Consider the following 11,950-nt stretch of genomic DNA (forward strand, 5'->3'; position numbering starts at 1 on the left):
AGCGCCTCGAAGAACCTCACCTTCAAGCCCTCAAAATCCACGATCCCCGCAACTCCCTGAAGATCAGGGTGTTGCGGGGATCGCTAGAACCCGCCAGTGCCGGGCCCTTCCCCTGTGCGCTGCGGCCGTCAGGCGTTGGCCTTCCTGGCGCCGGCGAAGGCGGTGACCGCGGCGATGGCGAGGAAGACGTACGTCATACCGTCCGCCACCTCGGTCCACGCCTCCGTGAGGAGACTGAACCGGTCGACGAAGACCTCGGTGAAGGAGCCGTTGAGCTCCTCGGCGATGATCATCGCCATGCCGATCAGCTGACCCAGGTACACGGCGCCGATGCCGAGCACGGCGCTCACGACGGGCAGGGCCGGGTTCGGTCCGCCGACCTTCGCCGCGGCGAAACCGATGACGAAGCCGACGCCGACGGCCGCGTAGCCGACCTCGGTCTCGGTGGCACCCGCGATGGCGCCGTAGATGCCCGCGGTGACCAGCGCCGCGACGACCGCGACGACGAGCCCGAGGCCCAGGTTGTCGCGCACCGGGGCCGCCGGCGGGGCGGGTGCGTACTGCTCGCCGCCGGCGAACGGGTTGCCGGACGGCGGCGGGACGGGCTGGCTCATGGTGGAATTCCCCCTGGGATCGAACGCGTCGCACGATCGTGCGAGCAGCGGTCCCGGAGACTAGCAGTCCGCTCCGACGGAACGACATTCGGTTGTATGACCGTTGTAAGGCCCGCGTCGGGTCATGAAGGGGCGTCAGAGGCGGTGCGCCGCGCCGGCCGGAGTCGCCCCCCTTGTGTCCAGCAGGAGTTGGGCCTTGACGGCGAGTCCCTGGAGGTCGTAGGTGCGGTGGTGCTGCACCAGAACCGTGAGGTCCGCGGCGGCCGCCGCCTCGTACAGCGAGTCGGCGCGGGGAACGGGGAGTTCGCCCACGCGCCAGTCCGGGACGTAGGGGTCGTGGTAACTGACGGACGCGCCGAGGTCCATCAGACGGCGGGCGATCTCGGTGGCCGGGGAGCACTGGAGGTCGGCGAGGTCCGGCTTGTAGGTGACGCCGAGGAGCAGGACGCGTGCGCCCCGGGCGGACTTGCCGTGTTCGTTGAGGAGGGTGGCGCAGCGGCGGACGACGTACTGCGGCATCCGGGCGTTGATCTCCTGGGCGATGCCCACCATGCGCAGCGCGCGGCCCGGGGCGGGGCCGGGGTCGAGCGGGACGCCGTGGCCGCCGACGCCGGGGCCGGGGCGGAACGCCTGGAAGCCGAAGGGCTTGGTCTCGGCGCAGCGGATGACGTCCCAGAGGTCGACGCCGAGGTCGTGGCAGAGCACCGCCATCTCGTTGACCAGCGCGATGTTGACGTGGCGGAAGTTGGTCTCGAGGACCTTCACGGTCTCGGCCTCGCGCAGGCCGCGGGCGCGGACCACCTTGTCGGTCAGCCGGGCGTAGAAGGCGGCCGCGGACTCCGTGCAAGCGGAGGTCAGGCCGCCGATGACCTTCGGCGTGTTGGCGTAGCCGTGGGTCCGGCGCCCGGGGTCGGTGCGGCTGGGGGAGTAGGCCAGATGGAAGTCCCGGCCCGCGCGCAGGCCGGAGCCCTGTTCGAGCAGGGGCCGCAGGAAGTCCTCCGTGGTACCGGGCTCGACCGCCGACTCCAGCAGGACCGTGGTGTGCGGTCGCAGCCGGGACGCGAGCGCCCGTGCGGCGTCGGCCAGCGGAGTCAGGTCCAGCGCGCCGTCCGCGCCCATGGCCGTGGGAGCGCAGATGACGGCCGTGCGTACGCGGCCGAGTTCGGCCGGGTCGGTGACGTTCCGGAACCCGCCGGAGAGCATGCGCCGGATGTCGGCGGCCGTCACTCCGGCGGCGGGCTCCGCGAGCTGGCGTGGGTCGGGGTCGTAGCCGATGGTCTCGATGCCTGCGGCCACGGCGGCCTGCGCGAGCGGCAGACCGAGGTGGCCGAGTCCGATCACGGCGAGATCTGCGGGCATGGCTGTGGCCGTCCTTCCCGTAGCCGATGGCGACAGTGAGCGCAAGCCCTGTGGGCGAAACGGGCAGGCGCAATGTCAGACTAGGCGTAAATATGACCGTTCTGTCGGATTGTGGGCTCCTGGCCGTCCGAGTGTTATCCACAGGCGGTGGCTGAAGTCGGTGACTGCGGACAGAATCGACGTGTGAGTTCGATGTTGTGAGACCGACCGCAGGAAACGCACGGGGGCGACGGGAGGCAGCAGTGAGGACAGCGACACTGGGACCCGCGGAGCGCGCCGAAGCGCTTGCCGGGATGGCCGAGCGGGAACTGGACGTGCTGGTGGTGGGCGCCGGTGTGGTCGGGGCCGGTACCGCGCTCGATTCCGCGACACGAGGGCTGTCGACCGGCCTGGTGGAGGCGCGCGACTGGGCGTCGGGCACCTCCAGCAGGTCGAGCAAGCTGATCCACGGTGGCCTGCGCTATCTGGAAATGCTCGACTTCGCCCTGGTCAGAGAGGCGCTCAAGGAGCGCGGCCTGCTGCTGGAGCGGCTGGCCCCGCATCTGGTCAAGCCGGTGCCGTTCCTCTATCCGCTCCAGCACAAGGGTTGGGAGCGGCTGTACGCGGGCTCGGGCGTCGCGCTGTACGACGCGATGTCGGTGTCCTCCGGCCACGGGCGAGGGCTGCCTCTCCACCGCCATCTCTCCCGGCGGCGCGCCCTGCGGGTCGCGCCCGCCTTGAAGAAGGACGCCCTGGTCGGCGCCCTGCAGTACTACGACGCCCAGATGGACGACGCCCGCTTCGTGACGACCCTGGTGCGTACGGCCGCGAGTTACGGGGCGCAGGTCGCCAGCCGTGCCAGGGTGGTCGGCTTCCTGAGGGAGGGTGAGCGGGTCGTCGGGGCCCGGGTGCTCGACGTCGAGGCCGGCGGGGAGTACGAGATCCGGGCCCGGCAGATCGTCAACGCCACAGGCGTGTGGACGGACGACACCCAGGCGCTGATCGGGGAGCGCGGGCAGTTCCATGTGAAGGCGTCCAAGGGCATCCACCTGGTCGTGCCCAAGGACCGGATCCACTCCACGACCGGGTTGATCCTGCGCACCGAGAAGTCCGTGCTGTTCGTCATCCCGTGGGGACGGCACTGGATCGTCGGTACGACGGACACCGGCTGGGACTTGGACAAGGCGCACCCGGCCGCCTCCAGCGCCGACATCGACTATCTACTGGAACACGTCAACGAGGTGCTTGCCGTCCCGCTCACCCGGGACGACGTCCAGGGGGTGTACGCGGGGCTGCGGCCGCTGCTCGCCGGCGAGTCGGACGCGACGAGCAAGCTGTCGCGCGAGCACACGGTGGCGCACCCCGTGCCGGGCCTCGTGGTCGTCGCCGGCGGCAAGTACACGACGTACCGGGTGATGGCGAAGGACGCGGTGGACGCGGCGGTGCACGGCCTCGACCAGCGGGTGGCCGCGTGCGTCACCGAGGACACGCCCCTGCTGGGCGCCGAGGGGTACCGCGCCCTGTGGAACGCGAGGGCGAGGATCGCCGCGCGGACGGGTCTTCATGTGGTCCGTGTCGAACACCTGTTGAACCGCTACGGCGCACTGGCCGAGGAACTGCTCGCTCTCATTGCCGAGGACCCGACGCTCGGCGATCCGATCGGCGGTGCGGACGACTACCTGCGGGCCGAGGTCGTCTACGCCGCGTCGCACGAGGGCGCCCGCCACCTGGACGACGTGCTGACGCGGCGTACCCGTATCTCCATCGAGACGTTCGACCGGGGCACGCGCAGCGCACGTGAGTGCGCCGAGCTGATGGCTTTGGTCCTCGGCTGGGAGAAGGCGCAGATCGAGAAGGAGGTCGAGCACTACGAGAAGCGGGTGGAGGCGGAACGGGAGTCGCAGCGTCAGCCGGACGATCTGACGGCGGACGCGGCACGGCTGGGGGCGCCGGAGATCGTGCCGCTCTGACGCCGGACGCGGCACGGCTGGGGCGCCGGAGATCGTGCCGCTGCGACGGTTGCGCGTGTCCTGCGCGCGGAGGCGGGGCGGTCCCCGTCCGGCACTGATTCGGCGGAAACCGCCCCGCCGCGGGGCCTGTTGGGCGAACAGGTCAGGGCCCCGACCAGTACAGGGGTGGGTTTCACGCCGGGTGACGGCGTGGCGGGTGGCTCACCCGCACGCATCCCTTGTGCCACAGCGTGGACCCCGAGAACGTACCGGTCCCGGAGTGAGAGACAATGGGCGCTCTTCCAGGGCGGGTTACCGCATCGCGCGGAGAGCGGCAGGCGCGGGCGAAGATCAGGGATGGCAGAGGGGACGCATGTCGGAGGCTGAGCAGTCGCGGGAGCCCCAGCGGGGGGTCGGCTTCGCCGACGGGGATGCGGATTCTGCCGCGGGCGCGGAAGCCGGTTCGGCCGGCGGGGGCGCCGGTTCCGGCTCGGACGGTGGAGCCTCGGGAACGGCCGCCTCCACCTCGAGCCCGAAGACGGTGCGCGAGGACGAGGGAGCCGTGGCCGGTGCGCAGGCCACGGATGTCGGCAGCACGGACCGTGCCGAGGCGCCGGGACCGGACGCGGCTGTTTCCCCGGACGCGGCCGAGGCTGTGCCTTCGGGCGTGGACACGGACACGGACGCCCCGGAGCCCGGAGCCTCGGACACGTCGGCCGCGCGAGGTGACGGCGACGGCGCCGAGGGCCTTGCCGGAAGCGACGAGGACCGTCGGGCCCGCAGGAGCGTGACAAAGGCTCAGGACGGTGCCGAGGCGCCCGCGGCCGCAGGACGCAAGGTGCCCTCCCCGCGTGCCTCGGGCTCTGACGCACCGACCGCCGCGGCGGCGGGCAAGGACTCGATCGCGGCCGACGACGTGGCGACGCCGGACGTACACCCCTCCGCGGCGGCGGCCGTGAAGTCCGCGGCCGTGAAGCCGGCGGCCGTGAAGCCGGCGGCCGAGAAGCCGGCGGCAGGGAAGTCGGCCGACGTGAAGCCGGCGGCCGTGAAGTCGGCCGAGGAGAAGCCGCCGGCCGTGAAGGCAACTTCGGCGGACCAGCCGGCCGGTAGCGGGAGCGCGGTCGTTGCTCCGACAGGTACCAAGGGGCGCGGTGCCACCGGGAGTGAGGGGCGGCTGGTGGCCGGCCGTTACCGTCTCGGCGGCGTCCTCGGGCGCGGCGGCATGGGCACGGTGTGGCGCGCGGTCGACGAGACCCTCGGCCGCACGGTCGCCGTCAAGGAACTGCGCTTCCCGGGCAGCGTCGACGACGACGAGAAGCGCCGGCTCATCACGCGCACCCTGCGCGAGGCCAAGGCGATCGCCCGTATCCGCAACAACAGTGCCGTGACCGTCTACGACGTCGTCGACGAGGACGACCGCCCGTGGATCGTCATGGAACTCGTCGAGGGCAAGTCCCTGGCCGAGGTCGTACGGGAGGACGGCACCCTCACGCCGCGCCGGGCCGCCGAGGTCGGCCTGGCGATACTCGACGTGCTGCGCTCCGCGCACCGCGAGGGCATCCTGCATCGTGATGTGAAGCCGTCCAACGTGCTCATCGGACGTGACGGCCGTGTCGTGCTCACCGACTTCGGTATCGCGCAGGTGGAAGGGGACCCGTCGATCACCTCGACGGGCATGCTCGTCGGCGCCCCGTCGTACATCTCGCCCGAGCGGGCCCGCGGCCACAAGCCCGGTCCGGCGGCGGACCTGTGGTCGCTCGGCGGCCTGCTCTACGCGAGCGTCGAGGGCAGCCCCCCGTACGACAAGGGTTCGGCGATCGCGACGCTGACCGCCGTGATGACCGAGCCGCTCGACCCGCCGAAGAACGCGGGCCCGTTGGAGGAGGTCATCTACGGCCTGCTCGCCAAGGACCCGGCCCAGCGGCTGGACGACGCCGGTGCCCGCGCTCTGCTGACCCGGGTGGTGAACGCGCCGGAGGCGCCGGAGCCCCCCGCGGCGCCCGAGCCGTCGCCCGAGGCGACGCGTGCCGTACGGCTGCCCGCCGTGCCCCCCGAGCCGCCCGCTGCGGCGCCGTCCGTGCCGAAGGACCCCGCCGCCGACCGGCTCCGCGGCGCGCTCCGTTCCGTACGCAACGCGGCCGCCGCCGTGAAGGCGGAGTCGAAGCAGCCCGCGCCGGACGCCCCGACGCGCAGGCCCGCCCGGGCACGCGCTCCGCTCACCGACGTGGTGCCGCGCCGCACGCTGGTGATCATCGCGGTCGTCGCCGTGCTCGCCGTACTGTCGACGGTGCTGGTCTTCGCGCTCGGCCGTGACGACGACGCGGCGAACCAGGGCAAGGGCCAGGGCAAGGACGACACCGCCGCCTCCGCTGGTGCCACCGCGGGCGGCGGGGAGGACGAGGCCACCGCGGGCGCGGGCAGCGACGCGAGCCCGGACAGCGGCGACGGCACCGCCAAGGGCGACGACGCGGGCGAGGAGGAGTCGGACGGTGGCACCGATTCCCCCGAAGGCCGGCCGTCCGGCGAGCCCAAGGGGGACGACACGGTGGGCGGCGGCACTCTGCCGACCGGATATGTGATGGTCTCCAACGACCGCTGGCACTTCACCATGGCCATGCCCAAGAACCTCAGGCTCACGGGCGTGGCGGGCCAGAACTCGGGCGGCAAGTTCAGCGTCGACGGCGGGACCCCGCGCGTGCAGGTGGACTTCAACAACAGTCCGAAGGACGACGCGGCGGCCGCGTGGGCGGCCGCGGTCGCCGGTGTGAGCGCCACGAGCAACGGCTACAAGCACCTCGGAATAGGCCCGGTCCAGTACAACGGCTATCCGACCGTCGCGGACTGGAAGTTCGAGCGCAATGAGCGGGGCGAGCGGGTACGTATCCTCAACAGGGGCTTCAAGGTCGACGCGAAGCGCGGCTACTCGATCATGATCACGTGCCGGGTGAGCGAGTGGGACGGCGAGGCGTGCAGGACGCTGCGTGAGACGGCGTTCGCCACGTTCAGCCCCAAGGACTGACCAAGGGCACGTATCGTGAGAGGTCGCGGACGGTACGCAGCCACAAGGGGCCGCTGAGCGACCGGAATTGACGGCTTCGTGCGTGGTTCCGGTTCCGACCGGGACAGCGCGCTGGTGGGGAGGCGTCGTGGACGACTATGCGGGCAGGGTGCTCGCCGATCGCTACCGCCTGCCGTTGCCGCCCTCCGACGCGTACGAGTTCGCCGAGACCCGTGCGTTCGACACCTACAGCGGGCACGAAGTCCTGGTACGCCAGGTCCCCTTGCCCGAGGTCGTGGACGCGGAGGTGCTCGACGGGGACGGCCTCGCCGGAGCCGCCGTACCCCGGCAGGTCGGGGGCGGCGGAGGGGGCGGCGCGACACGGCGGCCCACCGACCCGGCGGTGCTGCGCGCCGTCGAGGCGGCGCAGGCCGCCGCGCAGATCCCCGACCACCCCAGGCTGGACCAGGTCTTCGACGTCTTCGCCGAGGACGGTTCGCTGTGGATAGTGAGCGAACGGGTCTCGGCACGGCCGCTGGCCGCACTGCTCGCGGAGAAGCCCCTCACCCCGTACCGGGCCGCCGAGGTCGCCTCCGACGTGCTGACCGCGCTGCGTGTCCTGCACGCACACGGCTGGACCCACCGCAACATCACCGTACGCACGGTGCTCGTATGCGACGACGGACGCGTCGTGCTGACGGGGCTGGCGTCCGGCGCGGCGGAGGAGGCGCTCTGCGGATACGCGCCCGTGCCGGAGCCCGAGGCGGAAGCGGAGCCGGAGACGGAGTCCGAGGCCGCCGACGACGCCGTGGCCGAGCCCGGCCACAGCCCTGGTCCCGGTGGTTCCGGGCAGCTGGAACCGCCCTGGCAGAGCGGACCGCAGGGCGGGGTGCCGGACGTGCGCGCCGCCCGGGCCGGCGCGATCGCCGCGTACCGCGCCGGAGCACGGGCCGGGGCGCGGACGGGCGAGGGCCGGCGCCACGCGGAGGATCCCGACGCGGCGCGACGTCGTGACCCCTTGGAGCAGGGCGGCCCGGACTCCGACTGGTGGGCGCGCCGGCCCGGCGAGGGGCGCCGCGGTCTGCTCGGGCTCGGTGTCCCGGACGAGGACGACGACGCGGAGTTCGAGGATCCGGACTTCGGCGCCACGCGTCCCGACGCGGCCGACGTGGACAGCACTGAAGGCCACGACCGTCACGGCCACGGCCTCCAGGGCCGCGACGCCCATGATCGGGGTCCCCAGGGCCGCGACGCCCGCGAGCGCGACACCCACGGCCGGTACGACCCGTCCGACCACGACGGCCGGTACGACCACGACGGCCGGTACGCAACCGATGACCGGTACGACACCGACGGCCGGTACCGCGCCGACGGGGGGCCGGCCCGCGGCCCCGGGGCAGACCCGGACGAGCGAGGCCCCGGGCGCGCCAGGCTGGCGGGCACCTGGCACGACACGCCCTTCCCCGGCCGCGAGGGCCCCGGCTCCCTGCCCGTCGCGGGCGGCGGTCCCCGTGGCATTGGCGCCCGGCCCGCCCTGCCGGGTGCGCGCGGCCACGACCCGTACCGCGACGATCCCTACGGAGTGCGTCGGGCGGAGCGCGAGCGCGGCGGAGTCCGGCCCGTGTTGCCCGTCGCCCGCGCCGACGGCGGTCCCACCGGCCCCGGAGGAACCGGCAGCAGGCACTCGGGCGGACAGCGGCCCGCTCTTCCTCCGGCGCGTACGGAGAGCGCTGCCGGTGGCAGCTGGCATCGCGGCGGCGACGCCGTGCGCGCCGACGCGCAGCGCCGCCCGGCGGCCGGAAGCGCGACACCCTCCGGTCACTGGCACGATGCCGCCGCCACCGGCGGCAGTGCGCCCGCGTACAGCGGTCCGTCCACCCCGCTGGCCGCCGAGCGTGCCCGCCAGGCACGGATCACCGTCGTCGGTGCCGTCACCGAGCGGTGGGCACCCGAGCAGGCCGGTCCGGTGCACGAGAACTGGCAGCTGGCCGCGCCGGTCGGACCGGCCACCGATCTGTGGGCGCTCGGAGCACTGTTGTACCGGGCCGTACAGGGCCACGCTCCCTATCCGGAGGACAGTGCGGTCGAACTGGTGCAGCTGGTGTGCGCGGAGCCGCCCGCCTTCGCAGAGGAGTGCGGCCCGCTGCGTCCCGTCGTCGAGTCGCTGCTGCGCCAGGATCCCACGGAGCGCCCGGACTTCGAGGAGCTGCGCGGGTGGCTGCGTTCGCTGGTGCGGTCGGCTCCGGAGCCGGAGGCGGGGATGGACGTCGTGCCGCTGCCGGCCGGCGCGGTCGACGGATCCCGGCTGCCGATCGTGCGCCGGCGGGGCGAACTCGTCCGCAGGCGCCGGTCGGCCGCGGCGGACCCGGCCCACGGCCGTCACCGACACAAGAAGCCCAGGGGCCGGGAGCGCGGCCGGGTCCGGGACGGGGCCCGTGCCCCGGTCGCCCCGCCCGCACGCGCGTATGAGGAGCCGTACGAGGTGCCGCCGCGCGACACGTCGTACCGGGAGCCGTACGGGACCGCGGGGCGGGGACCGCGTGCCCTCGGCCGGACGCTCCTGCTGCTGATCCTGCTCGCCCTCGCGGCCGCGATCGCCTACGCGGTGCTGTTCATGCCGAAGTCCGATGAGCAACAGCCTTCACCGCAGGGCCGGGACACGGGCGCTCAGCCGTCGCAGGCCGGTCCGAGCCCCGGTCGCACGGGCGGCGGGGACAGCCCCCGGCCCACGCCCAGCGGCACCCCCGGGTCGCAGCAGCCGCAGACGTCCGCCCCGGCCGGCGACCTCCCCGACGGGTATGTGCTCCGCGACGACCCGGAGGGTTTCCGGATCGCCGTCGACAAGGCGTGGCAGCGCCGGCCGATCAACGACGCCGGTCAAGTCCGCTACACCGGAGGCGATTTCACCCTCATCGTGGTCCCCGGCCGCGACACCGTGCAGGCGAACGGCGACGACCCGCTGGTCTACCAGCGGGACAAGGAGCCGGAACTCCAGCCGTTCCGTGACTCGTCCTGGGCCAGTGCGAGCGGGCTGCGCCGTATCGAGGTCGGCGGAAGGACCATGGCGGAGGGGCAGTTCACCTGGCAGGACGGCAACGGCCGCGAGGTCTACGTGCGTAACTTCGCGTTCGCCGTCGACGGCGCCTACCACGTGATCCAGGTGATCGGCCCGGATGCGGAGCGTGACAAGGTGACCGAGATCTTCGAGCAGGCCACGGGCAGTTACCGCGCCGCCCGCTGAGTGCGCGGCCGCCCTCCGAACGCGCATCACAGTGCGGTCACTTGGGCGCCTGAGGTTTCATGGCTGCGCTTTCCCTCCGTAACCTGGCATTCCAAGGAACGGGGCGGGGACGTGGAACACACTCGAAGCGCAGGCGCCGGTCTGCTGCTCGCCGGACGCTACCGGCTGGGCGAGACCGTCGGACGCGGCGGGATGGGCAAGGTCTGGCGCGCCCATGACGAGTTGTTGCACAGAGTGGTCGCCGTCAAGGAGTTGACGGCGGGTTTGTACGTGTCGGAAGCCGACCGGGCCGTCATGCACGCCCGGACCCGGAAGGAGGCGCGGGCCGCGGCGCGCATCAGCCATCCCGGGGTCGTCACCGTCCATGACGTGCTCGAGCACGACGCGCGCCCCTGGATCGTCATGGAGTACGTGGACGGGCCCTCGCTCGCGGACGCCGCCAGGGAGCCTGGGCGGATCGACGAGCGGGAGGTCGCACGGATCGGTCTGGACGTCCTGCGGGCGCTGGGCGCCGCGCACGCCGCCGGGGTGCTGCACCGGGACATCAAGCCCGCCAATGTGCTGCTGGGCACGGACGGTCGGGCGCTCATCACGGACTTCGGGATCGCGGCCATCGAGGGGGACGCGACCATCACCAGGACGGGCGAGATCGTCGGGTCGATCGACTATCTCGCGCCGGAGCGGGTACGGGGCCACGACCCGGGGCCGGCCTCCGACCTGTGGTCGCTGGGTGCGACGTTGTACACCGCGGTGGAGGGGGCGTCGCCGTTCCGGCGTTCCTCACCGCTGTCGACGATGCAGGCCGTGGTGGACGACGAACCGCCTGCGCCCGTGCGCGCGGGGCGGCTCGGTCCGGTGATCCTCGCGCTGCTGCGCAAGGACCCGGCCGCACGCCCTTCCTCGGCGGAGGCCGAGCGGATGCTCACCGACGCCATGGAAGGCCGCCCTCCGGACTCCACGGAACTGCCGCACCATCCGGCGCGCGTGCCGACGCAGCGGATGGCGCATCCGTCTCCGGCGCCGCAGTTCCATACGGCGCCGGAGTTCGGTACGGCGCCGGGTCCGCGTGCGGCGCGGGGCCCCGGTGCAGGGCTGGACCCGCGTGCGGCGTCGGCCCCGCGTGCGCAGGAGTCCCGTACGGGATCGGCGGGCGGTCCCGGTCGGCGTGGCGGCCGTATACGCACCGGGCTGATCGTCGTGGTCCTGGCGGCCGTGGTCGGCGGCGGCGCGGGCCTGGCGATGCAGTACGTGGGCGGGGACGCCGGGGGAGGTGGCGACCGGGCCGTGGACAAGCCCTCGGTGGACGAGCGCGGGCAGACCCCGGGCACGGACCCGTCGGGGCTGCCGGACGGCTGGCAGCGCGTCGACGACCCCGAGGGCTTCAGCCTCTGGGTGCCCGACGGCTGGCGCCGGCAGACGGACGGCAACCAGATCGACTACACGCCGGACAACGGCCGGCACCGCATCCGTATCAGCATCGATCCGGCACCCGACCACGAGAATCCGTACATGCACATGCTCGACATGCAGAAGAGTCTGGAGACGCGGCTGCCGGACTACCGGCGTGTGCAACTGCACCCCAACACCTTCCGGGACCGCACGCTCTCCGCGCTCTGGGAGTTCACCTGGACGGAGCGCACCGAGCATCCCGGCCCGCGGCGGGCGATCGACCAGATGTACTACGAGGACGACGGGACGGAGTACGCCCTCTACATGTCCGGCCCCGCGCGGGACTGGACGACCACACGTGAGCAGTTCGACATCATGCTGCGCGGATGGCGGCCGCCGGGCGCTGAGTAGCCCCTGATCA

At 73.0% G+C, this 11,950-nt stretch carries 6 protein-coding genes; 4 read left to right on the top strand and 2 right to left on the bottom strand.

The window, feature by feature from the left end:
• Positions 1 to 128: 128 nt before the first annotated feature.
• Together AB0903_RS23855 and AB0903_RS23860 are read right to left on the bottom strand one after the other, a co-directional pair.
• Complete coding sequence (locus tag AB0903_RS23855; protein WP_366705929.1) at positions 129 to 614, bottom strand: hypothetical protein; 486 nt, start codon at positions 612 to 614, stop codon at positions 129 to 131.
• Between the two features lie 135 nt (positions 615 to 749).
• Entirely contained in the window at positions 750 to 1,973 is a 1,224-nt protein-coding gene (locus AB0903_RS23860; RefSeq protein WP_366705931.1) for a nucleotide sugar dehydrogenase, read from the bottom strand.
• 242 nt (positions 1,974 to 2,215) lie between these two features.
• On the opposite strand from AB0903_RS23860, the gene AB0903_RS23865 reads away from it, so the two are divergent.
• The 4 genes from AB0903_RS23865 (at position 2,216) to AB0903_RS23880 (ending at position 11,940) form a co-directional block, all read left to right on the top strand.
• Complete coding sequence (locus AB0903_RS23865; protein WP_366705933.1) at positions 2,216 to 3,922, top strand: glycerol-3-phosphate dehydrogenase/oxidase; 1,707 nt, start codon at positions 2,216 to 2,218, stop codon at positions 3,920 to 3,922.
• A gap of 352 nt (positions 3,923 to 4,274) precedes the next feature.
• On the top strand, positions 4,275 to 6,920 hold the full coding sequence (locus AB0903_RS23870) for a protein kinase (protein WP_366705935.1): 2,646 nt from the start codon (positions 4,275 to 4,277) through the stop codon (positions 6,918 to 6,920).
• A 127-nt stretch (positions 6,921 to 7,047) separates the two neighbouring features.
• Positions 7,048 to 10,140 carry a protein kinase gene (locus AB0903_RS23875; protein ID WP_366705937.1) on the top strand — a complete coding sequence of 1,031 codons (3,093 nt, stop codon included), beginning with the start codon at positions 7,048 to 7,050 and terminating at the stop codon, positions 10,138 to 10,140.
• 111 nt (positions 10,141 to 10,251) lie between these two features.
• Positions 10,252 to 11,940 (top strand): protein kinase, encoded by a 1,689-nt coding sequence (locus AB0903_RS23880; RefSeq protein WP_366705939.1) that lies wholly within the window; start codon positions 10,252 to 10,254, stop codon positions 11,938 to 11,940.
• The last annotated feature ends 10 nt before the right edge of the window (positions 11,941 to 11,950 follow it).

Origin of the sequence: Streptomyces sp. NPDC048389 (genome assembly GCF_040706335.1) — a bacterium.
Lineage (GTDB): Bacteria > Actinomycetota > Actinomycetes > Streptomycetales > Streptomycetaceae > Streptomyces.

Bases quoted from the DNA above. Each gene is read 5' to 3' on its own strand.
- AB0903_RS23860 (WP_366705931.1), bottom strand. From the start codon at position 1,973: ATGCCCGCAGATCTCGCCGTGATCGGACTCGGCCACCTCGGTCTGCCG.
- AB0903_RS23870 (WP_366705935.1), top strand. From the start codon at position 4,275: ATGTCGGAGGCTGAGCAGTCGCGGGAGCCCCAGCGGGGGGTCGGCTTC.
- AB0903_RS23855 (WP_366705929.1), bottom strand. From the start codon at position 614: ATGAGCCAGCCCGTCCCGCCGCCGTCCGGCAACCCGTTCGCCGGCGGC.